At 67.3% G+C, this 24678-nt stretch carries 22 protein-coding genes, 1 tRNA gene and 1 riboswitch; of the genes, 11 read left to right on the top strand and 12 right to left on the bottom strand.

Annotated features, from left to right (window positions below; genetic code table 11):
- The first annotated feature begins 112 nt into the window (after window positions 1–112).
- The gene (locus GTK09_RS14570) at window positions 113–595 is read left to right on the top strand and encodes an Lrp/AsnC family transcriptional regulator (protein ID WP_203561042.1); all 483 of its coding nucleotides are present in this window, start codon (window positions 113–115) and stop codon (window positions 593–595) included.
- Here GTK09_RS14570 and GTK09_RS14565 read toward each other — a convergent pair.
- The 4 genes from GTK09_RS14565 to GTK09_RS14555 form a co-directional block, all read right to left on the bottom strand.
- Window positions 592–1437 carry an ABC transporter ATP-binding protein gene (locus GTK09_RS14565; protein WP_163463897.1) on the bottom strand — a complete coding sequence of 282 codons (846 nt, stop codon included), beginning with the start codon at window positions 1435–1437 and terminating at the stop codon, window positions 592–594. The two genes, GTK09_RS14570 and GTK09_RS14565, sit on opposite strands and share 4 nt — an antisense overlap.
- The gene (locus GTK09_RS14560; protein ID WP_312869869.1) at window positions 1434–2477 is read right to left on the bottom strand and encodes a FecCD family ABC transporter permease; all 1044 of its coding nucleotides are present in this window, start codon (window positions 2475–2477) and stop codon (window positions 1434–1436) included. Before GTK09_RS14560 ends, GTK09_RS14565 begins: the two co-directional genes overlap by 4 nt.
- Window positions 2474–3493 (bottom strand): ABC transporter substrate-binding protein, encoded by a 1020-nt coding sequence (locus tag GTK09_RS27475; protein ID WP_246217915.1) that lies wholly within the window; start codon window positions 3491–3493, stop codon window positions 2474–2476. The genes GTK09_RS14560 and GTK09_RS27475 overlap by 4 nt, the downstream gene beginning before the upstream one ends.
- Before the next feature lie 210 nt (window positions 3494–3703).
- Window positions 3704–3977: riboswitch (cobalamin riboswitch) on the bottom strand.
- Between the two features lie 355 nt (window positions 3978–4332).
- Window positions 4333–4409: transfer RNA gene (locus GTK09_RS14555), tRNA-Arg, on the bottom strand.
- 309 nt (window positions 4410–4718) lie between these two features.
- Between GTK09_RS14555 and GTK09_RS14550 the strand changes: the two genes are divergently transcribed.
- From GTK09_RS14550 to GTK09_RS14540, 3 genes are all read left to right on the top strand, one after another.
- Entirely contained in the window at window positions 4719–5681 is a 963-nt protein-coding gene (locus GTK09_RS14550) for a TAXI family TRAP transporter solute-binding subunit (protein WP_163463895.1), read from the top strand.
- 152 nt (window positions 5682–5833) lie between these two features.
- On the top strand, window positions 5834–7630 hold the full coding sequence (locus GTK09_RS14545) for a TRAP transporter permease (protein WP_163463894.1): 1797 nt from the start codon (window positions 5834–5836) through the stop codon (window positions 7628–7630).
- Between the two features lie 87 nt (window positions 7631–7717).
- Entirely contained in the window at window positions 7718–8836 is a 1119-nt protein-coding gene (locus GTK09_RS14540) for an anhydro-N-acetylmuramic acid kinase (protein ID WP_163463893.1), read from the top strand.
- Between the two features lie 251 nt (window positions 8837–9087).
- On the opposite strand, the gene GTK09_RS14535 is transcribed toward GTK09_RS14540, so the two are convergent.
- The gene (locus GTK09_RS14535) at window positions 9088–9621 is read right to left on the bottom strand and encodes an outer membrane protein assembly factor BamE (protein WP_163463965.1); all 534 of its coding nucleotides are present in this window, start codon (window positions 9619–9621) and stop codon (window positions 9088–9090) included.
- Window positions 9622–9806: 185 nt separating this feature from the next.
- Here GTK09_RS14535 and GTK09_RS14530 point away from each other — a divergent pair, with 185 nt between their 5' ends.
- The 6 genes from GTK09_RS14530 to GTK09_RS14505 all read left to right on the top strand — a co-directional run bounded on the left by GTK09_RS14530 (window position 9807) and on the right by GTK09_RS14505 (window position 14089).
- A complete protein-coding gene (locus GTK09_RS14530; RefSeq protein WP_312869867.1) occupies window positions 9807–10265 on the top strand; it encodes a ubiquinol-cytochrome C chaperone family protein in 459 nt (152 codons plus the stop codon).
- Window positions 10266–10282: 17 nt separating this feature from the next.
- The gene (locus tag GTK09_RS14525) at window positions 10283–10864 is read left to right on the top strand and encodes a YceD family protein (protein ID WP_163463891.1); all 582 of its coding nucleotides are present in this window, start codon (window positions 10283–10285) and stop codon (window positions 10862–10864) included.
- Window positions 10865–10957: 93 nt separating this feature from the next.
- Window positions 10958–12031 (top strand): phosphate acyltransferase PlsX, encoded by a 1074-nt coding sequence (gene plsX, locus GTK09_RS14520; RefSeq protein WP_281353376.1) that lies wholly within the window; start codon window positions 10958–10960, stop codon window positions 12029–12031.
- Window positions 12028–13008 carry a beta-ketoacyl-ACP synthase III gene (locus GTK09_RS14515; protein WP_163463889.1) on the top strand — a complete coding sequence of 327 codons (981 nt, stop codon included), beginning with the start codon at window positions 12028–12030 and terminating at the stop codon, window positions 13006–13008. Before plsX ends, GTK09_RS14515 begins: the two co-directional genes overlap by 4 nt.
- A 106-nt stretch (window positions 13009–13114) precedes the next feature.
- Window positions 13115–13462, top strand: a complete 348-nt coding sequence (locus tag GTK09_RS14510; RefSeq protein WP_163463888.1) for an integration host factor subunit alpha — start codon at window positions 13115–13117, stop codon at window positions 13460–13462.
- A 36-nt stretch (window positions 13463–13498) separates the two neighbouring features.
- Entirely contained in the window at window positions 13499–14089 is a 591-nt protein-coding gene (locus tag GTK09_RS14505; RefSeq protein ID WP_163463887.1) for a MerR family transcriptional regulator, read from the top strand.
- 449 nt (window positions 14090–14538) lie between these two features.
- Here GTK09_RS14505 and tolA read toward each other — a convergent pair whose 3' ends face one another.
- The 6 genes from tolA to gltX form a co-directional block, all read right to left on the bottom strand.
- Entirely contained in the window at window positions 14539–15591 is a 1053-nt protein-coding gene (gene tolA, locus GTK09_RS14500; protein WP_163463886.1) for a cell envelope integrity protein TolA, read from the bottom strand.
- A 7-nt stretch (window positions 15592–15598) separates the two neighbouring features.
- Entirely contained in the window at window positions 15599–16078 is a 480-nt protein-coding gene (gene exbD / locus GTK09_RS14495; protein ID WP_163463885.1) for a TonB system transport protein ExbD, read from the bottom strand.
- Window positions 16079–16083: 5 nt separating this feature from the next.
- The gene (gene exbB / locus GTK09_RS14490; RefSeq protein WP_246217914.1) at window positions 16084–17247 is read right to left on the bottom strand and encodes a tonB-system energizer ExbB; all 1164 of its coding nucleotides are present in this window, start codon (window positions 17245–17247) and stop codon (window positions 16084–16086) included.
- A gap of 521 nt (window positions 17248–17768) precedes the next feature.
- A complete protein-coding gene (locus tag GTK09_RS14485; protein ID WP_163463884.1) occupies window positions 17769–18389 on the bottom strand; it encodes a glutathione S-transferase family protein in 621 nt (206 codons plus the stop codon).
- Window positions 18390–18510: 121 nt separating this feature from the next.
- Window positions 18511–19803, bottom strand: a complete 1293-nt coding sequence (gene gltA / locus GTK09_RS14480; RefSeq protein WP_163463883.1) for a citrate synthase — start codon at window positions 19801–19803, stop codon at window positions 18511–18513.
- A 141-nt stretch (window positions 19804–19944) separates the two neighbouring features.
- Window positions 19945–21369 (bottom strand): glutamate--tRNA ligase, encoded by a 1425-nt coding sequence (gene gltX, locus GTK09_RS14475; protein WP_163463882.1) that lies wholly within the window; start codon window positions 21367–21369, stop codon window positions 19945–19947.
- 112 nt (window positions 21370–21481) lie between these two features.
- On the opposite strand from gltX, the gene GTK09_RS14470 reads away from it, so the two are divergent.
- A complete protein-coding gene (locus tag GTK09_RS14470) occupies window positions 21482–23920 on the top strand; it encodes a ComEC/Rec2 family competence protein (RefSeq protein WP_163463881.1) in 2439 nt (812 codons plus the stop codon).
- Here GTK09_RS14470 and lexA read toward each other — a convergent pair.
- Complete coding sequence (gene lexA, locus GTK09_RS14465; RefSeq protein ID WP_163463880.1) at window positions 23877–24638, bottom strand: transcriptional repressor LexA; 762 nt, start codon at window positions 24636–24638, stop codon at window positions 23877–23879. The genes GTK09_RS14470 and lexA overlap by 44 nt on opposite strands.
- Window positions 24639–24678 lie beyond the last annotated feature (40 nt).

The following is a 24678-nucleotide window of genomic DNA, read 5'->3' as shown; positions in this document are numbered from 1 at the left end:
GAAGCCAAGCTTTCCTCCCCAAACATACGCGATGCAGCATAGTGGTGACGAGCGCGCGGTTTCTGGCTTTTTTCGCTATGACTGAGAGTGATATTGTTGGTAATCGCTGCAAATGGGTGCAATCGTGTCTGAATCCTCTCAAATCGATGCGGTCGACCTCCAGATTCTCCGGGCGTTCCTGGCTGATGGCCGCATGTCCATTCAGGCGTTGAGCGAAAAGATCGGCCTCAGCCCGACGCCGATCGCGCGGAGGGTCAAACGGCTCGAGCAGGCTGGGATCATCACGGGCTACGCGGCCCTGATCGATGAGGAAGCGCTCGGTTTTCAGGTTGCGGTTTTCGTCTCGGTCAAGCTCGATCGGCAGATCGATCATGCACTGTCGACGTTCGAGACGGCGATCAAGCGGCTGCCGGAAGTGTCCGACTGCTGGCTGATGACCGGCAATCGCGACTATCTCCTGCGCGTCGTCACTCGCTCGATGCGCGAATTCGAAGCGTTTCTCGTCGGGCGCCTGACCAAAATCGAAGGCGTAGCGGGGATCGAGTCCTCCATCCCATTGCGGCGGGTGAAATCGAGCCTTTCGCGAACCTTCTAGACTCGTCCGTGAAGAAGGTTGATCACGCGTGGCTTGTCGTGCCTTTCGGGCAGCCGGCTGGGAGGCTGGGAGCCGTGGGGCAGGGGCATGAAGCGGATGTGGCAGCCGCCGTCCGCTGCCGTCTCGATCATCGCCGCGACCTTGAAGGTCGTGGCGATGCGCTCCGGCGTCAGGACTTCGCCCGGCCGGCCCAGCGCGACGAGGCGGCCCTGATCCATGACGGCGATCCGGTCGGCGAAGAGGGCGGCGTGGTTGAGGTCGTGGAGTGCGGCGAGGACCGTCATCCGTCGCGCCTTGACCAGCGCCAGGATCGCCAGCTGGTGCTCGATGTCGAGATGGTTCGTCGGCTCGTCGAGAATGACGATGCCCGGCTCCTGGGCGAGCGCCCGGGCGATGTGCAATCGCTGGCGTTCGCCGCCGGACAGCGAGTGCCAGTCGCGATCGGCAAAGCGCAGCATGTCGACGGCGGCCAGCGCCGCCTCGACCGCTGCTTCATCCTCTTCGCCCCAGGGGGACAAGGCCCCGAGATGGGGCGTGCGGCCGAGGGCCACCACTTCTCGTGCCGTCAGCCGCTCGCCGGTCTCGGCCTGCTGCTCGACGACGGCGATGGCGCGGGCGACGTCGCGCCGTGGGGTCTTGTCGAGACGAGCCCCGCCGAGCCGCACATCGCCCGCATGCGGCCGCTTCAGCCCCGCCAGCATCGAGATCAGCGTCGATTTGCCCGAGCCGTTCGGTCCGACGAGCGCGAGGAACTCGCCCTCGACGAGCTCGAGCGACACGCCGTCGACGATCGCCCGCCCGCCGGCGCGCCGCGTCAGACCCTTTGCGACAAGCCGGCTCATCGCCCACCCCCCGTTTGCGCCGGGCGATGGACGAGTATGAGGGCGAAGGCGGGCGCGCCGAACAGCGCCGTCATCACGCCGATCGGCAGGACCTGGCCGGCGATGATGGTGCGCGACAGGACGTCGGCGCCGATGAGGAAGACCGCGCCGACGAGGGCTGCCGTCGGCAGGAGGATGCCATGGCGCACGCCGACGATCAGCCGGGCGGCATGGGGGATCACAAGACCGACGAAGCCGATCGAGCCGACGAGCGACACCATGACGGCGGTCATCAGCGCCGTCGTGCCGATCATCACCACCTGCACCCGGCGCACGGCAATGCCGAGAGCCGCAGCCGCATGGGTGCCGAAGGCGAATGCGTCGAGGGCTCGCGAATGGAGGAGGCAGACCGTCAGTCCGAAGAGCGCCACCGGAACCGCCAGCCAGGCGTCCGGCCAGCGCACGCCGGAAAGATTGCCGAGCAGCCAGAACATGATGCCCCGCGCCTCGTCGGCCGTCGCCGACTTGGTGACGACGAAGGAGGTGAGGGCGTTGAAGAGCTGCGATCCGGCGATGCCGGCGAGGATGATGGCGGTCGGGCCCCGCCCGGAGAGAAAGGCGAGGACGACGACGAAGCCGAAGGCGAGAAGCGCGCCGCCGAGCGCCCCGACCGAAAGCGACAGGAACCCGCCGCCGAGCCCAAGGATGGCGACCGAGACGGCGCCATAGGAGGCACCGGCGGAGATGCCGAGGAGATAGGGGTCGGCGAGCGGATTGCGCAGCAGCGATTGCAGGACGACGCCGGAGACGGCGAGCGCCGCCCCGCAGGCGGCCGCCACCACCGCCCGCGACAGGCGGTAGTTCCAGACGATGCCGGCATCGATCGGATCGATCCCGTGAACGCCGCCCCGCAGGTGCGATGCAACCGTTCTTGCGACCGTCTCCAGGGGGATGCGCGTCTCGCCGATCGCCGCGCCGAAGAGGAGCGCGGCGACGAGAAGCGTCAGGCAGACGGCGCCGACGGCAAGGCCCCGCAGCGAGGCGCTGGCAAAGGGGGTCACTGGACGAGGCCTGCCTTGACCAAAGCATCGGCGAGGACTTCGAGGCCGGAGATCGTCCGGATCGTCGGGTTCATCGCCTGGGCGTCCATTACGATCACGCGGCCCTTCCTGACGGCCGTCATCAAGCTGACGACCGGATCCTCTTTGAGGAACTGCTGCTTGACGGCGATGTCGTCGGCGGGAAAGCGGCGGCGATCCATCTTTCCGATCACGATGATGGTCGGGTTGGCGCGGGCGATGGTCTCCCATCCGACCGTCGGCCATTCCTCCTCGCTGTCGATGACGTTCTTCACGCCCAGCGTCTTCATCATGGCGCCGGGTGCGCCGCTCTGGCCCGCAACGTAGGGGTCGATATCGAGATCGGCGCTGGAGAACCAGAAGACGGCCGAGACGTCGCCGTCGAGCCCGGCGATCTTCTCCTCAGCCGCCTGTTCCCGTGCCTTCAGATCGGCGATCAGGGCGGCACCGCGCTCTTCGACGTCGAAGATCCGGGCCAGATCGCTCACTTCCTCATAGACGAGGTCCATCGAGAAGGGATTCGTGCGAAGGCCGTCGCCGCCGTTCGAATTGTCCTTGCCGACGCAGTCGGCAGGCGAGGTGTAGACCGGGATCTCGAGATCGGCGAACTGTTCGCGGGTCGCGACGACGCCATGCGGGCCGACCTGCCCCTCGAACTGAGTGGTGACGAGATCGGGCCGCTCGGCGACGACGCTTTCGAAGCTCGGATCGTTGTCGGCGAGCCTCTTGACCTCCTCGTTCACCTCCTCGAACTGCGGAAGCACCGGCGCGACCCAAAGGGCGGTGCCGGCGACCCGGTCGGACAGGCCGAGGAGATACATGATCTCGGTCATGCTCTGGCCGATCGAGACGACCCGCTCAGGCGCCTTTTCGAAGCTCAGCGCAATCCCGCAATTGTCGAGAGACAGCGGGTAATCGGTCGCTCGTGCCGCAGTCGAGCCAAAAGCAAGAACGAAGCCGATGGCGGCAAGGCCGCAGTGACGGCGGAAAGACGACATGAATCGCACCTCGAAGAGCCGGCAAGGAAACGACGCGTCGACGAGCGACGCCGTCCCTGCCTGATGATGGAAGGATCGTGCGAGGGCGAAAGGGCTATCGTTCCGGGCTGAAGCCCAGTGGCCGGCTCATCGATGGAAAGAAGGCACTCGCGCCGGAGCGCAGTCGATTGACCGTCATGGATATCCTTTTCGAGCATCCCCGCTCGAGAGTGGATTGAACATATGACGGCAGGTCTCCTGGCTCGCGGAGGTCGCGCCTTTCGTCTGCCTTCCCATGCAAAACCCTTAGGGCCCGTCACAGTGGCATGGCTCCGGTGGCCCGGAACCCGCCGCAATGCCCAAAAGAGCATCGCGGGGACGATCGGCATCCGCTTACAGTTGCGGGGGCAGCCACGGTTTCGGCCCCGATTGGGTCGTCCTCACCGTGTTCCCTTTTAATCCCCGCCATGTCGATGGTCGGGGAACCGTCGGCATCAGGATTATGCGCAGCTGACAATCAGGTCAAGCAAGCAGGGGGCGAGCGCGCGGACTTCGACATGCGGCCCCACATGACCGGGCTCGCCCGTCACGCGGAAGCGACCCATGCCTTCCACCGAGATCAGCAGTTTACCGCACAAATCGGCTTCGAGACCCCACGCCGATTCAAAGGCGACCGCCTTCAGAAATCGCCAGCCCGCTCCTCAACTGCATCGGATATGAGTCAGAACCAATATGCCTCGCCGAATGGCACCTTAGCGTGCGACGCGCCGCGACGAGGCCACTCTCCACATCGAGGAGGCGATTTGCGCAGACTGATCAACAGGTCTGGTCTGCGGAGCATTGCTAAGTCATTGAAAGAATGGTGCGCCCGAAAGGATTCGAACCTCTGACCCCCAGATTCGTAGTCTGGTGCTCTATCCAGCTGAGCTACGGGCGCACTCGAAGCGAGAAACGAGCCGATCGGCTTTCCTCGTTGGCGGGCTAGGTAGCCGCTCGCAGCGCCGATTGCAAGCACCCTTTCGTCATCGATCTGCAATCTTTCTCGTCCGCGCCTCGGCCGGGGCTGCCGGCGCGGGCTGCCGGCCGATCGACCTTCGCCGCGACGGGTTCGGCCGCAGCGGTCGTTGCCGACGCGGAAAGGCGAGGATTGACATGGTCCTCGCCGCCGCCGAGACAGGTGGCATCGAGCGAAACGACGCCGGGCGGATCGAACGAGCGAAGGGCCGGGCGCGAGGGGAGGAAATCCGTGAAGAAGATCAAGATCACCGCGCTGGCGGGCGTATTCGCCATCCTTGCCGGCGCCGCATCCTCTGCCAATGCCGAGGAGCGCATCGCCTACAAGTCGGCCAAGAGCGGCACGTCCTATTATCAGATGGGCGTCGAGCTCGCCAATGCGGTGAAGGCCGGCACGGACGGGGCGGCGATCCTCACCGTCGAGGAAAGTCAGGGCTCGGTGCAGAACGTCATGGAAGCGGCGGCGCGACCGGGGAACTACGTGTTCACTGCCCCGCCCGGGCTGGTTTCATCGGCCGCGGCCGGGACAGGCCCCTTCGCCAAGCGGCCCAATCCCCGCTTTGCCGACATCCGCGCGCTGTTTCCGATTCCCTCTCTCACCATGCATTTCGTCGTCGCCGGCGGCAGCGATGCGAAGAACCTCGCCGATCTTCAAGGCAAGACCATCCTTCTCGGCAAGGGCAGCTTCGGCGCCACCGAGGGCGAGAAGTATCTCGATCTCTTCGGCCTGAAGGACAAGGTGACCGTCGCCGACGCCGAACTCGGCAATGCCGCCGACGCGTTGAAGAACGGCCAGATCGAAGGCTTCGTCACCGCCGGCTCGTTTCCCGCCCCGAACGTCATCGAGGCGGCCGCCGGCGGATCGATCGCGCTCCTGTCCCTCGACGACGATCAGGTGGAAAAGACCGGCCGCAGCCGCCAGGTGATTCCCGCCGGCACCTATGCCGGGGTCGACGTGGACACGGTCACCACCTCGCTGCCGGTCTTCGCCTTCGCCACGACGGCGATGAGCGAGGACACTGCCTATCTGCTCACCAAGACCTTCTGGGAGGAAAAGGCCGAGCTCTCCGGCGAATCACGCTGGTGGAAGGCCGTCGATCCGGAGCTTCTCGGCGAGGGCGAGGTGAAGCTCCATCCCGGCGCCCTGCGCTATTACGAGGAAGCCGGCGTCTCGGTGCCCGCAGCCCTGAAGTAACGTCTCATCGGCGGAGCAGGCGTTCCGCCGCAAGATGCCGAGGACTGCCGGAGGGGGCACCGCCGTCCCCCTTCGCGGCCCGGCGGTCTGCCCCCAACGAGGCGTCGCGGTCGAGTTCCCCGCCGCCGACCCTTTTCCCCCGGACGATCCCCATGAGCCTTTCGACCACCGCAGCCGAGGAGCCGGCGCGCCCGCTCCTCCTTTGGCAGGGCCTCGGGCTCCTCTCCATCTTCTTTCATCTGGCGCTGGTCTTTTCCGGCCTCGTTCCGGCGCTCTTCGCCCGGCCGCTGCACATGGCGCTGGCGCTGCCCTGGCTGTTCGTCTTCATCGGTCGGTCGCGTCTCCAGCTCGTGACCGGCTGGATCTTCCTTCTCGTCGGGGAGTTCTGCTGCCTCTACGTAGCCCTCAATGCCGACGCGCTGTCCGATCAGTACGGCTATCTCGACACGCCGTTCCAGATCACTGTTGCCGTCTCGCTCGTCGTCGTGGCGCTGGAGGCGGCGCGCCGGGCGATCGGCTGGCCGCTGCCGCTCGTCGCCGCCGCCTGCCTCGCCTACGGACTGTTCGGCCAGTACGTTCCCGGCGAATACGGCCATCCCGGCTTTCCGGTCGAGAGCTTCCTCGGCACGATGACGATCACCGAGGGTGGCCTCTGGGGCTCGTTGACCGGTGTTTCTGTCGGCATCGTCGCGATCTTCGTCATTCTCGGCGCGGTGCTGAATGCCGGCGAGGCCGGACAAGGTTTCATGAATCTCGCCGCCGCCGCCGCCGGACGCCTCAGAGGCGGTGCGGGCAAGGTTTCGGTGCTCTCGTCGGCGATGTTCGGGTCGATCTCTGGCTCGGCCTCGGCCAATGTCGCCTCGACCGGCGCGGTGACCATTCCGGCGATGAAGCGGCTCGGCTATCCGAAGGCCCTGGCCGGGGCGGTCGAGGCGGTCGCCTCCTCCGGCGGGCAGATCATGCCGCCTTTGATGGGGGCCGGCGCCTTCGTCATGGTCGAACTCACCGGCACGCCCTATGGCGACATCATCGTCGCGGCGTTGCCGGCAGCCATCCTCTACTTCCTGACGGTGTGGATCGGCATCGATCTCTTCGCCCGACGCTACGATCTCGCATCCGTCGCCGAAGCGGATCGGCCGAAGCCGCGCATCGTCCTGATCACCACGCTGTTCTTCCTGGTTCCCTTCAGCATTCTTCTCTATGCAATGTTCGGGGCGGGGCTGACGCCGCAATATGCCGCCTGCCTCGCCATCCTTTCGGCGGCGCTGCTCTTGTTCTTCGATGCCACCTTCTCCTTTTCGATTCGCCGCTTCCTCGAACGCGCGGGGACGGCGGCGCTGGAGGCCGGGCGCCAGATCGCGGTGATCGCCGCCATCATCATCTGCGCGTCGATCGTCGTCGGCGTCCTCGGCATGACCGGCCTCGGCGTGAAGGTGACCTCGGCGATCCTGGCGCTCGCCGGCGAATCGCTGGTTCCCGCGCTGCTCCTGACCGCGCTCGCCTGCATCCTGCTCGGCATGGAGGTGCCGACGACGGCCGCCTACGTCATCTGCGTGACAGTCGCCGGACCGGCCCTGCAGCGCCTCGGCATCGAGCCGCTGCTCGCCCATCTCTTCGTCTTCTGGTTCGCGCTGCTGTCGACCATCACGCCGCCGGTCTGCGGGGCGGTGTTCATCGCCGCCGGCATGGCCGGCGAGAACTGGCTGAAGGTCGCCGGCTCGGCCATGCGCCTCGGGGTCGGGCTCTACGTCATTCCGCTGGCGATGATCGCCAACCCGGCGATCATTCATCTCGCCGACCGGCCGCTCGCGGCGGGTGCGGCCTTCCTGCAGATCGCCGCCGGCCTGTGGTTCCTCTCCTTCGGCCTCATCTCGACCGCCGGGCCGGCGAAGCGCATGATCCTCGGGGCCCTCGGCTTCGTGGTTTGCCTGCTGCCGTCGCCGTTCTAGGATCGGGGACGGGAGCCCAGGCGCCAGCCTTTGGACTCACGTTCGATCGCGGCAGGCCGGCCCCGCCGCCAAGAAGGAAAGCCAATCATGACCGACAGTCGATGGGCGATCGGCCTGATGACCGGAACCGTGCTCGACGGCCACATCGACGTCGCGGCCATCCGCACCGACGGCAAGACGATCGGGGAGTTCGGGCCGTACGAACTGGTGCCTTACGAGGCCGCCGTCACGCCGCTGATCGAAGCAGCGGTGAAGGACGCGCTCGACTGGCAGTTCGAGGGTGACGAGCCGGAGAGTTTCGCGCGGGCCGAACGGCGTTTGAGCGAGGCGCAGGCCGAGGCGGTGGCGGAGTTCTGCGAGCGCAACGGCCTGCCGCGCGCGGATGTCGCGGCCGTCGGCTTCCACGGCCAGACCGTTCTGCATCGCCCGCCCGAAGCCGGCATTCCCGGCCGCACGCGCCAGCTCGGCGACGGGGCGCTGATGGCGAGCATGCTCGGCATCACCGTCGTCCACGATTTCCGCTCGGCGGACGTCGCGGCCGGCGGGCAGGGGGCGCCGCTGTCGCCGATCTATCACCGGGCGATGCTGGAACGGATCGGGGCGGGGTCCGAGACCGCGATCCTCAATCTCGGCGGCGTCGCCAATCTCACCCACTTCGACGGCGAGCGGCTGATCGCTTTCGACACCGGCCCGGCCAACGCGCCGATCAACGACTGGATCAAGGCTCACGGCGCCGGCGCGATGGACCGCGACGGACGGCTGGCTCTGGCCGGCAGGGTGGACGAAGCGCGGCTGGCGCGGCTGCTGGACCATCCCTGGCTCGCCAAGCCCTATCCGAAGTCGCTCGATCGCTTCAGCTTCAAGATGGCGATGGCGGGGGGCCTGTCGCTCGCGGACGGTGCTGCGACCCTGACGGCGTTCACGGCCGGCGCCGTCGGCAAGGCGCTCGACCTGTTGCCGGTGCGGCCCGAAAGGCTGATCGTCTGTGGCGGCGGCCGGCGCAACCCGGCGATCATGGCGGCGATCGAAACGCGGGCCGGCGTCGCCGTCGTCGATGCGGATGCCGTCGGCCTCAGGGGCGACGCGGTCGAGGCGGAGTGCTTCGCCCATCTCGCCATGCGCCGCCTCGCCGGTCTGCCGATCAGCTTTCCCCTGACGACCGGTGTGCCGCAGCCGATGACCGGCGGTGTCGTCAACCGTTCTTGAAGAGGCTCAGACGGAGCGGCGGGGAACCTCCCGCTGCCCTGCCGGGCATCTCCCCCGCAAGGAGGGAGATCGGCAGCTTCGTCGTCGGCGCTTCCACGTTCGCTTACGTCGACGATTGGCGATGGCCTTCCGCGCGATCGATCTCCCCCTTGTGGGGGAGATGCCGGCAGGCGGAGGGGTGTAGGGCCGCGACAGAGACGATTGACACCGCGCAAGGCAAATCGGTCCGCCCCGTGAAGCCCCTCTCCAGATTAGAACAGGCTCGTCGGGCCGCCGTTGTCCGAGACGGTGTCGCTGAGGACCTGGCCGAGGAAGTTCGCGTCCTTGCCGCCGGTCGGCGTGGTGCGGGAGATGAAATCGAAGACCCTGCCGTCCTTCAGGCCGTAGTCGGCGATGCGCTCGACGCGGCTGTCCTTGTCGAAATAGACCGCGAGGATGCGCTGATCGACGAGGCGGGGCTGCAGGAAGGCGACTGGCCGCACCCGCTTCTGCGAGATGTAGTAGAACACCTCGTTGTCGAAGGTCGCCTTGGTGGAGGGCGAGCCGAGGGCGAGGAGAACCTGCTCCTTGGACGAGCCCGGCGGAACCAGCTCGAGGGATTTCGGGTCGACGATGTAGCCCTGGTTGAGGACCTCTTGGGTGGTGCAGGCCGACAGGGTCGAAACGGAAAGCGCTGCCGCCCCGAGGGCGAAGGCCAGCGTCAGGCGAGTCTTCTTGGGCACGCTTTGTCTTCTCCCGGTCCAGCCGAACGATCGTTTCCTTGAATGCCCGTCTTCCGCGGCCATATCGAGGCGGCAACCGCGCCACACGCCTCCGAGGCGTTGGTAATCCACCTCGCGCGCCGTTGCAATCGCGCCGAAGCTGTGGCACCGCCTCGGCTCAGGCGACCAACCGCGGATCGACAATGTTTCATCGTTGGAGGATCGCACGCCGAAATCGCGCGATCGTCGAGGATTTGTACCAGAGCCTGGTGGCAGAGACCCGCCAGCCGAAGCTCTACGAGCGCTGCGGCATCGCCGATACGTTTTCGGGCCGCTTCGAGGCGCTGGCGATCCATGTCTTCCTGTTTCTGCGCCGTTGCCGCGGCGAGGCGCGGCTCGAGCCGGTCGCCCAGGAGGTCGTCGACCGCTTCGTCACCGACGTCGACACCTCGATCCGCGAACTCGGCGTCGGCGACCAGTCGGTGCCCAAGCGCATGCGCAAGCTGGCCGGCGTCTTCTACGAGCGGGTCAGGGTCTATGACGGGGCGTTCGGCAGCGAAGATCCCGCCGCGGCGCTCGCCACCGCGCTGAAAGGCCGCGCGATCGGCGACGATGCCGCCACCGATGCGGCGGCGGCGCTGGCGACCTACATGCAGGAGACCGGCGATAGGCTGGGAGCGGTTTCGACCGACGACATCCTGTCGGGCTCCCTCAATTGCGGAAATTGAATTTCGGAGATCGAACCATGGACGGGGACCGGACGTCGCCCCTTGATCTGTCGCTTCAGGTCGGGGCCCTTTCACGGGACGGCGGGCGGATCGATTTTTCGGCCAGCCCGGCCGAATGCGCCCGCGTTGCCGCGGCGCTGGGCATCGAAAGCGTCGCGTCCCTTCGCGCCGATCTCGTCGCCCGGCCCTTCCGCAAGGACGGCGCGCGTGTCACCGGACGGCTCCATGCCGTCGTCGTCCAGAAGAGCGTCGTCACGCTGGATCCGGTGAAGCAGACGATCGACGAGCCGTTCGAGGCGACCTTCGTCAGGGGCGGCCGACGGGCGGTCGATCCGTCGATCGACGCGGCCGGCGAAATCTTCGTCGATCCCGAGGCCGACGACCCGCCGGAGACCTTTTCGGGAGACAGGATCGATCTCGGGGAGCGCTTGTTCGAAGCCCTGACGCTGGCGCTCGATCCCTATCCGCGTCGCCCCGGCGAAGGCTATGGCGGCCAGCCGGTCGAGCAGGCGACGCCGGAACAAGACGATGGCGGTGAGATTTCGCCCTTTGCGGCCCTTGCGAAAATCTCCCGGAGCAGGGGCGATGGCGAGGACTGAGGCCACATGGCCGGTTGTAAGTGGGCGCGAATTCGATATTTTCGCGCCGCGCCGGCAGGCTCTGGGGCGCCGGCGAAAAGAAGCGAGAACGCGTTGACCTCAAAATCCGGCATTACGATTTCGCTCGACGCCATGGGCGGCGATCACGGGCCAGAGGTGGTGATTGCGGGCGCGGCCCTGGCTCTCGAGCGCCGGCCGGACGCGCGCTTCATCCTCTATGGCGAACAGGCTGCGGTCGAGCCGGTGCTGGATCGTTTTCCGAAGTTGCGGGCGGCATCGGTCTTCCACCATTGCGATCTTTCCGTGCGCATGGACGACAAGCCGTCCCAGGCGCTGCGGCAGGGCCGCTACAAGTCGTCGATGTGGCGCACGATCGACGCCGTGAAGACCGGCGAAGCCGACGTCGCCGTCTCGGCCGGCAACACCGGCGCCTTGATGGCGATGGCAAAGTTCTGCCTGCGCACCATGGCCAACATCGAGCGGCCGGCGATCGCGGCGATCTGGCCGACGCTGAAGGGCGAAAGCATCGTGCTCGACGTCGGCGCGACGATCGGAGCCGACGCCCAGCAGCTGATCGATTTTTCGATGATGGGCGGCGCCATGGCACGGACGCTTTTCGGCATCGAGCGGCCGACCGTCGGCCTCCTCAACATCGGCGTCGAGGAGGTGAAGGGCCAGGACGAGATCCGCGAGGCGGGCCGGTTGTTGAAGGAGACGCCGCTGCCGGGGATCGATTATCACGGCTTCGTCGAGGGCGACGATCTTGGCCAGGGCACGGTGGACGTCGTCGTCACCGAGGGATTCACCGGCAACATCGCCCTGAAGACCGCCGAGGGCACCGCCCGACAGATCGCCGCCTATCTTCGTGCCGCGATGTCGCGGACGTGGCTCGCCCGCGCGGGGTATATCCTTGCCAAGAGCGCCTTCGACCGGTTGCGCGACAAGATGGATCCGAGCAAGGTCAATGGCGGCGTCTTCCTCGGCCTCAACGGCATCGTCATCAAGAGCCATGGCGGCGCCGACGCCGGGGGGATCGCCGCGGCGATCGACCTTGCCCATACCATGGCGCGCACGGGGCTTCGCGAGAAGATCGAGGCCGACCTCGCCAGCTATCATCGCCGCATTTCCGAGGAGGCGGCGAGCGTTTCCGAAAGCATCGTTCCATGAGTGAGAAAATCGTATCCGTCGTGCGCGGCACCGGCTCGGCGCTGCCGGCGAGGATCATGCGCAACCAGGATTTCACCGGCGTCGTCGAGACCTCTGACGAGTGGATCCGGCAGCGTACCGGCATCGAGCAACGCCACATCGCCGGGGAAGGCGAGACGACCGTGTCGCTCGCCGAGGCCGCTGCGCGCCGCGCCCTGGAGGCCGCCGGCCTCGTTGCCACCGACATCGATCTCATCGTGCTGGCCACGGCGACGCCGGACAACACCTTCCCGGCCTCCGCCGTGCATGTGCAGAACCGGCTCGGTATCTCGGCCGGCTTTGCCTTCGACGTCCATGCGGTGTGCAGCGGCTTCCTCTATGCGCTGACGACGGCCGACATGTATCTGAAGAGCGGCCAGGCAAGGCGCGCCCTCGTCATCGGCGCGGAGACCTTCTCGCGCATCCTCGACTGGGAAGACCGCTCGACCTGCGTCCTCTTCGGCGACGGCGCCGGCGCCGTGGTGCTGGAGGGCGTGCCGGACGGCGACGAGACGTCCGGTCGGGGCATCCTCGTCTCCAAGCTGCGTTCGGACGGCTCCCACAGGGAAAAGCTCTATGTCGACGGCGGACCCTCGACGACGGGCACCGTCGGGCATCTGCGCATGCAGGGCCGCGAGGTGTTCAAGCATGCCGTCGGCATGATCACGGACGTGATCGAAGCCTGCTTCGCGGCCGCCAATGTCGGCCCGGCCGACATCGACTGGTTCGTCCCCCATCAGGCGAACCGCCGGATCATCGACGCATCGGCGAAGAAACTGGGCATCGACATCGACAAGGTGGTCATCACCGTCGACCGTCACGGCAATACCTCGGCCGCGTCGATTCCCCTTGCCATCGACACCGCCGTCAAGGATGGTCGTATCAAGCCCGGCGATCTCGTCCTCCTGGAGGCGATGGGCGGCGGGTTCACCTGGGGCGCCGTGCTGGTCCGTTGGTAGATAGCGCTTGATTCATATGGCGGTTTCAGTAAAGTAACGAAAAAGTAAGCGGCAATGCGGGGCCATTCGGCCGCGAGGCTTTTCACCAGAAGATCAGGGGACGAGGATGGGGGACAGGACACTCACCAGGGCCGATCTCGCCGAAGCGGTCTTCCGGAAGATCGGCCTGTCCCGGACCGAGTCGGCGCAGCTCGTCGAGATGGTGCTCGAGGAGATCTGTTCGACCATCGCCAAGGGCGAGTCGGTGAAGGTTTCCTCCTTCGGGTCGTTCCTGGTGCGCGACAAGAACGAACGTGTCGGCCGCAATCCGAAGACCGGTGAGGAAGTGCCGATCTCGCCGCGCCGCGTCGCCGTCTTCAAGCCCTCCAACGTCCTCAAGGACCGCATCCTCGAAGCTCACAGCAAGCGCGCGGAATCCGGTTCCGGTCTGGAACTCATGCGCGCCGCCGAATAGGTTGCGAAGAAGGTCTGAAGTTCCGGTGCTGGGTTGATGTCCGACAAGGGTGAGGACGCGTTTCGGACGATCTCCGAAGTCGCCGAAGAGCTCGACCTGCCGCAGCACGTGCTGCGTTTCTGGGAATCGCGTTTCGCTCAGATCCGGCCGCTCAAGCGCGGCGGCGGTCGCCGCTATTACCGGCCCGACGACGTCGAGCTTCTGCGCGGCATTCGCTACCTGCTTTACGTCAAAGGCTTCACCATCAAGGGCGTGCAACGCCTCTTGAAGGAAAACGGCAGCCGCTTCGTCATGGCGATCGGCTCCGGCGATCTCGCCGGCCTCGACGATCTCGCCGCATCGGCGAGCCAGGAAGGGCCGGACGTCGAGGAAGCCCCCGCGGCCGAGGTCGACGATCTCGACCTCATCCATCCCGAACCCCAGACGGTTGCGGCGGTCGGACCGGCCGTCCAGGCGGACGACGCGCGACCGGCGGCCCGTGCGCGCCCCCGTGCCCTCGGCGGCTTCCTGCGGCGCGAACGCGACGCCGGCGAGGAACTCCGCCTGCCGCGCGACAGCGTCGAGATCCTCGATCAGGTGCTGCTCGATCTCCTGGAATGCAAGCGGCTGCTCGATCAGGTGCGCTGAAGGTCGCCGCTCAGCTCCGGCTCATCGTCGAACGGTGCCGCCTGTCATTGCTGCTTGATCGCCGGTTTCCTCCGGCAGGCCATTCGGGTCGGAGACCAGCCGCTCAGGCCATGTTCCCGCCTCTCAGAGACCGCTCTGTCGCGACACCCTTCGCGCCGTAAGGGGGACGCCGGAACCGTCCGAGCGCGCTGCGCAAAACCATCGGCAGGTGCGATAGGGCGCAGGCCGATCTGGTGCGAGACCATGCGGACGAAGGCACTGGCTACCCCATGGCTGACCGATGACGGCCATCGTCTTCGAGGACCATCACGCGCCGGGATCGGCCTGCCTCGTTGCGAAGGCGATGATGGGGAAGCCTCTTCGGCGGGCTCGTGAGCTGGTGATGTCGCATCTCGAAGTCAGTCCGCTGCTGCCATGCAATTGCAGCTCGGCCGCTCGATCCGCCGCCCTCAGCGGATCCGCACCGGGACCGTCAGCGATACGCGGTTCCCGGAGGGTGGGGCGGGGAAGGGGCTCGCCCGCCGCACCAGCTGCACGGCCAGGCCGTCGAGCGTCGAATTCCCGCTCGATCCGGAAACGCGCACGCTGGTGACGCGGCCGTTGCCGTCCATCGAGAAGGCGATCCGCGTCGTCCCCGAGCCACGCCCTGAGAAGCTGCGGCTGTAGCGGTTCAGCCGCGCCTGGACCTGCGACTGCCAGCGGGCGAGAGCCGCGCGCGACACGCTGGCGCCTTGCGAGGCCTGCCGCTGCGTCTGGCCGCGCGATGCGACAGATGGCTGCGCGGAGCGGCGCTGGCGGGCCTGCTCGCGCTTCGGCGCCGGCTTCTTGGCTTCGGCGCGGCGCGGCGCGGCCCGCTTCGTCTCCTTCGGCTTTTCTTTGACCGCCTCGCGGACCGGCCGCGGCGGGGTCGGCCGCGCGGTCGGAAGCGGTACGTCCAGGGGAAGGGCAGCGGTGTCGGGCTCCGCCGGCTCCTCGGGTTCCGGGGAAGGCTCGGGGAGAGGAACCGCGTCCGGCGGTGGAGGCGGCGTTTCCTCCTGTTCGGGAATGGGTTCGGGCTCCGGCGGCGCGGCCTCCTCCGGCGTCGGCTGCTCCTGCTCCGGCGGCTGAACGGTCTCCGGCTCGGGTTGCGGCTCTGGCTCCGGCGGTTGAACGGGTTCCGCTTTCGGGGCGGGCTCCGGTTCCGGCTCTGGAGGCGCGGCGGTTTCGGGCACCTCGGTCTCGGAGGGCGCCGGATCCGGGGTATCGACGGTCTCCGGTGCCGGGGCCGCATCCGCAACGGCCTGCGAATCCGGCGATTCCGGAGGCGGCGCGAGCTCGATCAGCACGGCCTCCTGAGCGCCCTGGGGCGGCACCTCCGGCACGTTCGTCATCAGTGCGTAGGCCGCCCCGCCATGGGCGACGAGCACGACGAGACCGGCGATCAGCCAGCGTTCGCCGCTCCGGCTGCGGGAATGCCCGGCGAAAGGATTTGGGGTCGATGGCTGTCGTGTTCGGCGCGCCATATCGGGTCTACCGTCCGGTGCCGCTCGGTGCGGGGTCGGCGGCTGGCGGGGAGGCGGCCGGTTCCGCCCGCGCCGGATCCTCGAGGCCGACCAGACCGATCTTGAGGTAACCGGCGCTCCTCAGCGCGTTCATGACCTCCATGATGTCGGAATAGGGAACGGACCCATCGGCCCGAAGGAAGATGCGCTCGTCGCGGTTCTGTTCGGTGAGCGCGTCGAGGCGGCTCGCCAGCTCCTCGCGCGAAATCCGCGCCTCGCCGAGATTCAGCGACAGATCCTCCTGGATGGTGAGATAGACCGGTTCGTCCGGCCGCTCCTGTGGCGGCGCGTTCGACGTCGGCAGGTCGACCGGCACGTCGACCGTCGAGAGGGGCGCGGCCACCATGAAGATGATCAACAGGACCAGCATCACGTCGATGAACGGCGTGACGTTGATCTCGGAGACCTCGCCGCCGTCTTCTTCTTCGCCACCGAGCTTCACCGCCATGGCCTCTACTCCGCGGCCTGGGCGAGCGGCACGGCGCCGTGGCGGGAGGCCGTCCGGCGCTCGAGATCGCGCGAAAGATGCTGCAGCACCAGCGCCGAGGCGTCGGACAGGATCGCCCGGTAACCGGCGATCGAGCGGGCGAAGACGTTGTAGACGACGACGGCCGGGATCGCCGCGACGAGGCCGATGGCGGTGGCCAGCAGCGCCTCGGCGATGCCCGGGGCGACGACGGCAAGGTTGGTGGTGTTCGCCTCGCTGATGCCGATGAAGGAATTCATGATGCCCCAGACCGTGCCGAACAGGCCGACGAAGGGGGCGATCGAGCCGACGGTGGCGAGAATGCCGGTGCCGCGGTTGAGCGAGCGGGAGGCGTTCGCCTCGATCCGGCCGAGCGCCATGGCGACGCGTTCCTTGACACCTTCGGCCGAAAGCTCGCCGGAGCGCCGCCACTCATGGGCGGCGGAGCGGGCGAGGGCGCCCACCGGCCCGCGCCAGCGCGCGGCGTTCCTCTCGTCGCCGATCGCCGCTTCGAGCGAATCGGCCCTTGCCAGGCGCTTGACGCCCGACCGCGCGCGCCACTTGGCACCGAACACCTCGAAGCCTTTGACGAGCAGGATCGTCCAGGTGGCGAGGGAGGCGAGGGCGAGCGCGATCATCACGCCCTTCACCACCCAATCCGCCGCCATGAACATGCCCCAGGGCGACAGGTCGTGGGGCAGCTTGGCGTCGCGCGGCTCCTGAAACAGGACGGGCTCGCCGCCCGATGCAGGGCTGCCGGCGGCTCGTTCGCCGCCGGTCGAGGCGGCTTCGCCGTTGCCTGCCGGAACGCTTCCCGGCGCGGCGGCAACACCGTTCGATGGCGTATCTTGCGCGGGCGAGGCGCTGGCGGCGGGCGAATCGGCATTGCCGGCTGGGGCCGCCGGGCCGGCGTCCTCGGCCGCAGCGTCGGCCGGTGCCGCCTCCGCGGGGGCCGGGGTCTCGGGCGCGTTCGCTCGCGGGGCGCCCGATTCCCCAGGAACCACGCGGCCCTGCGTCTGAGATGGTGCCTCGGCGCCGGGCGTCGGCGAAGCAGGCTCCTGCGCCACGGCCAGGCCGCCATGGGCCGACAGGGACAGGGCGAGGAAAAGCATCGCCGTTGGCCGGAGGAGATTGGCTGAACTGAAACGCATGGTGGACCGATCGTCCCTGGAAGTTGGCGAACGAGGGCCGCCAGCGTTCGAACCCGCTGGCCGCTCCCGTTCCTCGTGCCTCCTTTATGGAAACATGATCACACACGTCAACTTATGCTGCGTGATTCGCAGTTTCAAATTCTCGGCTGCGGCAAGAAACCGGCGCCCATCCAACCCGTTCAGCGCAGTGAGCGGCGAGTAGTTTTGAGTAATTCCAATCTAAAAAGGAAAACCGGTATTGTCGGCCGGCCTTGGAACCGACCCGCATCGCGGCCGAACCGGGAGTTCCGCGCGGATCGCGCCTCCCAGTCGGGGCTCTTGTGCTTTCGGGATGCGCCTTCAGTCTTCCAGAAGGTCTGGTCCCCCCCCGAGGACCGAAGCTCAGAAGCGAGGCGGCGCAGGCGGTCCTGCGCTTGCCGCCGGAGATCGCGAAGCATATGCACCACGGGCCATGCCCCGGCAGTGCCGACCCACTCCACTCCCGGCCTTGTTCCGTGCCCGAGGCCGTACTCGCCGCCGCCTCAGGTCAGCGGCGTCATCACGCCCTTGCGATAGGCCGGTCGCTGTTTCAGCCGCTCGTACCATGCGGAAAGGTTCGGAAACTCGGGGCGGGTGATGGGCATCTCGAACCAGCCATAGGCGACGCAGCCGAGCGGAATGTCGCCGAAGCCGAAATCGTCGCCGGAGAGAAAGGGCGTCTTGCCGAGTTCGGCCTCGGGAATGGCGAGAAGCTTCCCGCAGGCTTCGAGACCGCTGGCCAGCGCAACCTCGTCGCGGGTCTCGGGCGTCATCCGCAGGGTGTTCCAGAACACGTCGCGGAAAGGGCCGCCGAGCGTCGTCGAGGTCCAGTCCATCCACTTGTCCGCGGAGGCCCACGCCACGGGATCGGTCGGCGCGAACGGCGCGGCGCCGTACGCCATCGCGAGATAGCGGACGATGGCGTTCGATTCCCACAGCGTCAGATCGCCATCCTGTAGCGTCGGAACGCGGCCGTTGGGATTGAGCGACCGATATTCGGCGGTATCGACGACGCCGAAGCTGCCGCCTGCGTCCATCCGCTCGTAGGACAGGCCGAGTTCCTCAGCGCACCAGAGCGCCTTGCGGACGTTGGTGGAGTTGTTCCGGCCCCAGATCTTCATCATGCGCGAGCTCTTTCCTTGCCGATCGCGACGATCGGACCGCCACTCGAACGATCGGGCCCCGCTTGTCGGCGAGGCCCGTCATCATGTGGTCCAGAGATAGTCGCGTCGGCCGGAAAGGCGATCAGCCGCGCTCCTCTGGCGAGACATAGTCGCGCAGCGGCGCGCCGGTGTAGAGCTGCCGCGGCCGGCCGATGCGCTGATGCGGATCCTCGATCATCTCCTTCCACTGGGCGATCCAGCCGACGGTGCGAGCCACGGCGAAGAGCACCGTGAACATCGTGGTCGGGAAGCCCAGCGCCTTCAGCGTGATGCCGGAGTAGAAGTCGACGTTCGGATAGAGCTTCTTCTCGATGAAGTACTCATCCGTGAGCGCAATGCGCTCCAGTTCCATCGCCACCTCGAGCAGCGGATCGTCCTTGATGCCGAGCTCGTCGAGCACCTCGTGACAAGTCTGCTGCATGATCTTGGCGCGCGGATCGTAGTTCTTGTAGACCCGGTGGCCGAAGCCCATCAGGCGGAACGGATCGTTCTTGTCCTTGGCCCTGGCGATGAACTCCGGGATGCGGTCCTTCGAGCCGATCTCCATCAGCATGTTGAGCGCCGCCTCGTTGGCGCCGCCATGGGCGGGTCCCCACAGGCAGGCGATGCCGGCCGCGACGCAGGCGAAGGGGTTGGCGCCCGACGAGCCGGCGAGACGCACCGTCGAGGTCGAGGCGTTCTGCTCGTGGTCGGCATGCAGAATGAAGATCTTGTCCATCGCCCGGGCGAGCACCGGATTGATCCGGTAAGGCTCGCAGGGAACGGCAAAGCACATGTGCAGGAAGTTCTCGGCGTAGGATAGGTCGTTGCGCGGGTAAACGAAGGGCTGCCCGACGTGGTACTTGTAGGCCATCGCTGCGATCGTCGGCATCTTGGCGACCATGCGAAGGCTTGCCACCATCCGCTGGTGCGGATCGGCGATGTCGGTCGAATCGTGATAGAAGGCGGAGAGTGCGCCGACCGAGCCGCACATGACGGCCATCGGATGGGCGTCGCGGCGGAAGCCGGTGAAGAAGCGGCTCATCTGCTCGTGGATCATCGTGTGCCGCGTGACCCGGTAGACGAAGTCGTCCTTTTCGCGCTGGGTCGGCAACTCGCCATACAGCAGCAGGTAGCAGGTCTCGAGATAGTCGCCGCGTTCGGCCAACTGGTCGATCGGGTAGCCGCGATGGAGTAGGATGCCCTCGTCGCCGTCGATGTAGGTGATCTTGGATTCGCAGGACGCCGTCGATGAAAACCCGGGATCATAGGTGAATACGCCGCCCTGCTTGTAGAGGGTGGTGACGTCGATCACGTCCGGACCGAGAGTGCCGCTACGCATCGCCAGACCGGCTTCCGTCGATCCGAAATTGAGTTTCGCCGACTCTTCTGTCATGCGTCGTCCTTTCATGAATCGCGGCCACGAATGCGTTTTTCGCAGCGCACACGTTTCAGCCACGTCCTGCCTACTCCAAAGGCTGGAGCACGACAAGTTATGCGCCGAAGCCTGGTGCGGCGCAATATGACGGGCGGCTGGTCAGCCCGCCTGATCCTTCAGCCGGGCCAGGCTTTCCTCTCTTCCGAGAACCGCCAGGACGTCAAAGACGCCGGGCGAGGTGCTGCGCCCGGTCAGCGCAGCGCGAAGCGGTTGCGCCGCCTTGCCGAGTTTGATTTCGCTGCGCGTCGCATAGTCGCGGACGATCTCTTCCAGCGCTTCCACGGTCCACGATTCGGTTGCCTCGAAAAGCGGCAGGAGATCGGCGACAACCTTGCGACCACCCTCGGCAAGGATCGTCTCGGCCTTCTCCTCGAGCGGAAGCGGGCGCTTGGCGAAGAGGAAGGCGGCGCCGTCGGCGAGCTCGATCAGGGTCTTGGCGCGCTCCTTCAGCCCCGGCATCGCGGCTGTCAGCTGTGAGCGCGTCGTTGCTTCGTCGGCGCTGTTCAGAATCGCCCCGTTCGGCAGCACGTCGCGGCTGTCCATCAGCATCTCGACGAGGTCCGCGTCGCTGCTTGCCCGGATCCAGTGGCCGTTGATCGCCTCGAGCTTCTTGAAGTCGAAGCGCGCCGCGCCCTTGTTGATCTGCGGCAGATCGAACCATGCGATCATCTGCTCGGGCGAGATGATCTCGTCGTCGCCATGGGCCCAGCCGAGCTTGACGAGATAGTTGCGAAGCGCCACCGGCAGATAGCCCATCTCCCGGTAGGCCTCGACCCCCAGCGCACCGTGGCGCTTCGACAGCTTGGCTCCGTCCGGCCCGTGGATCAGCGGGATATGCGCCATCACCGGCACGTCCCAGCCCATCGCCTTGTAGATCAGCGTCTGGCGGCCGGCATTCGTCAGGTGGTCGTCGCCGCGGATGATGTGGGTGACGCCCATGTCGTGGTCGTCGACGACGACGGCGAGCATGTAGGTGGGGGAGCCGTCCGAGCGCAGAAGCACGAGATCGTCGAGATCCTTGTTGGCGAACCGCACGTCGCCCTGCACCTCGTCGCGGACGATCGTCTCGCCCTCGAGCGGCGCGCGCAGGCGGACGACCGCGGGAACGCCTTCTGGCGCCTCTGCCGGATCACGGTCGCGCCACAGCCGTGTCGCGACGGATGGCGGTTGCTTGTCTGCACGGGCCTTCTCCCGCAGCTCTTCGAGTTCGGCCTGGGTGGTGTAGCAGCGATAGGCGGAGCCCCTTGCGATCATCTCCTCGACCACCTCGCGGTGGCGGGGTGCGCGCTCGAACTGCGACACCGGCGGCTCGTCCGCCGACAGTCCGAGCCAGTCGAGCCCCTCGATGATCGCCTGGACCGCCGGCTCGGTCGAGCGGGCGCGGTCGGTGTCCTCGATCCGAAGCAGCATCTTGCCGCCCTTGGCGCGGGCATAGAGCCAGTTGAACAGTGCCGTGCGGGCACCGCCGATATGGAGGAAACCGGTCGGGGAGGGGGCAAAGCGGGTGACGACGGCGTCCGCCATTGTGGCTCCAGTCCTTCAGAAATTACGCAAGGCGACGCATCGCGGGCGTCGCTTTCATGCGCCGGCTGTGTAGCATAGGCACGTCGAGGTGCAAGAAGAGGCGGAACGGCCGTTGCCGCAGGCGCCATTGAGGGAAGGGCGGCAGCGCCCGGCGGAGCTTGCGGAAGCCGTGGGCCGGCTGTTGCGTCTGCTGCGCGCGCCGGGCGGGTCGAGTGACGGCGACGGCGCGGACGACGGCGGCGGCGCGTGGCGGGGCCGGGCGACCTGGCGCGATGCGGCGGCATCTTGGTTCGTTCGCCAGTTCGCGATCGAGGCTGCGCGTCGCTCCGGCTTTCACATCCTTCCGGTCTCGCTGATAGCCGGCGCAGCGGCAGTCTTCGCCCTCGACTGGCGCCCGAACGTGTGGGCGACGATCGGCGCCGCTGTGGTGTTCACCGCTTTCGCCCTTCGCGCCGCCGCCTTGCCGGTGCGACGGGCCCTTCTCCTGGCGCTGGCGGGGCTCCTTGCAGGCGTCCTCATTTCCATCGGCGTCGCCGGACGATCCGAGACGACCATCATATCCGGCACGGCGACGACGCGCATCGCCGGCACGGTGCTCTCGGTCTCCCGCGACGAAAAGGGCCGGATGCGCTACGTCGTCGAAATCACCGGCACCGTCCGCCCCGTCCTTTCGCGGCCGCCGCAGCGGGCCAGGATACTGGTCGGCGCCAAACACGCCCGAAAATTTCCCGGCGATCCCTATTACGGCCTCGTGCGGATCGGCCCGCCCTCAGGGCCGGCGGCGCCGGGGCGCCATGACTTCGCCTATCAGCCCTTCTTCGACGGCGTCGGGGCGATCGGCTTCTCCCTCGGCGCGCCCGACGATGCTCCCACCGACGGGCTTTCGCCTCCGCCGCCGCCCGGTTTCGTCGAAGCTCTTTTGCTCGACCTCGAACGGCTTCGCGGCACGATGACCGAGCGGATTACCGAGGCGGCCGGCGGGGGCGAGGCGGGGGCCATCGCCGCCGCCCTCGTTACCGGCGAGAGGGCGGGCATCTCGGACAACGCCGAGACCTGGCTGCGGGGCGTCGGCCTCGCCCATGTCCTGTCGATCTCCGGCCTGCATCTCGCGATCGTCGCCGGCTCGGCCCTGCTGGTCATCCGCTCCGCCCTGGCGCTCGTCCCGGGCCTCGCGCTCGAATACCCGGTGAAGAAGGCCGCCGCCGTCGCGGCTCTCGTCGTTGCCGCGCTTTATCTTCTCCTGTCCGGCGGCAATGTCGCCACCCAGCGCGCCTTCGTCATGCTGGCGGTGATGCTCGCCGCGGTCATCGCCGATCGGCCGGCCCTGACGATCCGCAACGTCTCGATCGCCGCCCTCATCGTCGTCGTCATCGCACCGCACATGGTGACGACGGCGAGCTTCCAGATGAGCTTTGCCGCGACGCTCGCGCTCGTCGCGGGATACGGCGCCCTGGCGCGCTGGCAGGGGAAAAAGGCTCCGCCGACGCCGCGCCCCTTCGCCGTCAGGCTCCTGCGGCTCGCCGCCGGCACCGTGTTCGGCATCGTCGCGAGTTCGATCATCGCCGGCGCGGCGACTGCGCCCTATGCCGCCTATCACTTCCACCGCGTCGCTCCCTTCGGCCTCGTCGCCAATGTCCTGACCCTGCCGCTCTTCACCTTCCTGATCATGCCGCTGGGCCTCGTCGGCTCGCTGTTGATGCCCTTCGGTCTCGATGCCTGGGCGTTCTACCTGATGGGCCGGGGCGTCGACCTCGTGCTCATCGTCTCCGAATGGCTCTACGGCGTCCTGCCGGACCGCGGCACCGGACCGATCGCCGGCATGGGCGTCGTCCTCCTCACCGCGGCGCTGTTTGCCGCATCGCTGTTTGCGAGCCGCCTGCGCCTGAGCGCCGTACCCTTGGCCGTCCTTGGCCTCTTGATGATCCGCGAGGCCAGCCCATTGCCGCAGCTTCTCGTCTACGAGGACGGCAAGACCATCGCGACCTTCGGCGCCGACGGCGCCATCGGCTATCTCGGCGCACGCCGCAACCGCTTCGTCGCCGACCAGTGGGAGCGCAGCTTCGGCAGTGGCCCGATGCTCGATGGCCACGGCCTGACTGCGACCGCATCATCCACGCCTGCGCGGATCGCGCCGCCCTGCGACACCGACTTCTGCCGCTTCCAGACCCGCGACGGCCTTCGCGTCGTCTGGACCAGCGACTACCAGCGGACGGGCGAGGCTTGCGACGGCGGCGACATCGCCATCGTCGCCCGGGCAATCCGCCTTGAACAATGTCGTTCCGGCGCCACGCTCGTCACCTTGCGGACGCTGCGCCGGACGGGCTCGCTCGCTTTTTCCCGCGATGCCCAGACCGGCCGCCCGATCCTCGTCGCATCGGTGCCCGCCGATCCGCAACCGTGGAACCGGCACCGCCTGGCACCATGGCCGGAATATTGGAAGAAGCCGGCTGCGGCGGAAGAGACTCCGGCTTCAACCCTTCACCCGCCCGGCAACTCGGGCGCAGGTCTCAGTACCGCCGGATCAGCCCGACCAGCCGGCCCTGCACCTTGACCCGATCGGCGCCGAAGATGCGGGTTTCGTAGGCGGGATTGGCCGCTTCCAGCGCGATCGTGTCGCCCCGGCGGCGAAAGCGCTTCAGCGTCGCTTCCTCGTCGTCGACGAGGGCGACGACGATGTCGCCCGGCGAGGCCGTGTCGATCCGGCGAATGACCACCGTGTCGCCGTCGAGGATGCCGGCCTCGACCATCGAGTCGCCCTTGACGTCGAGGGCGAAATGCTCGCCCGTGCCGAGCATTTCCGGCGGGACCTGGATCGAATGGGTATTGGTCTGGATCGCAGAGATCGGTACGCCGGCGGCGATTCGCCCCATGACGGGAACCGCCACCGCGCGATCGCCCGAAACCTGGGCCTGCCGCGGCGCGGCGACAGTGGCCGGGCGACGCGGTGCAGCGGCCGCCGCCGGTCTTTCCTCCGCGTCCGCCCGCACGCCGCCGTCGATGACGCTCGGCGTGAAGCCGGACTTGGCGCCTGCGGCGGGGCGGGCATTGCGGATCGAATCCGGCAGCTTCAGCACTTCGAGGGCCCGGGCCCGGTTTGGCAGCCTGCGGATGAAGCCGCGCTCTTCCAGTGCGGTGATCAGGCGGTGGATGCCGGATTTCGACCGGAGCTCCAGCGCGTCCTTCATCTCATCGAAGGAAGGAGGCACCCCGCTCTCCTTCAGCCGTTCGTGGATGAACAACAAAAGGTCGTGCTGTTTGCGCGTGAGCATGGGGGACCTCTAAAAACAAAACCTGAACAAACCTATCTGT

The sequence above is a fragment of the Jiella pacifica genome (genome assembly GCF_010500815.1).
GTDB classification, from domain to species: domain Bacteria; phylum Pseudomonadota; class Alphaproteobacteria; order Rhizobiales; family Rhizobiaceae; genus Jiella; species Jiella pacifica.
Note: the sequence above shows the minus strand (reverse complement) of the source record. Positions and strands in the feature narration are given on the sequence as shown.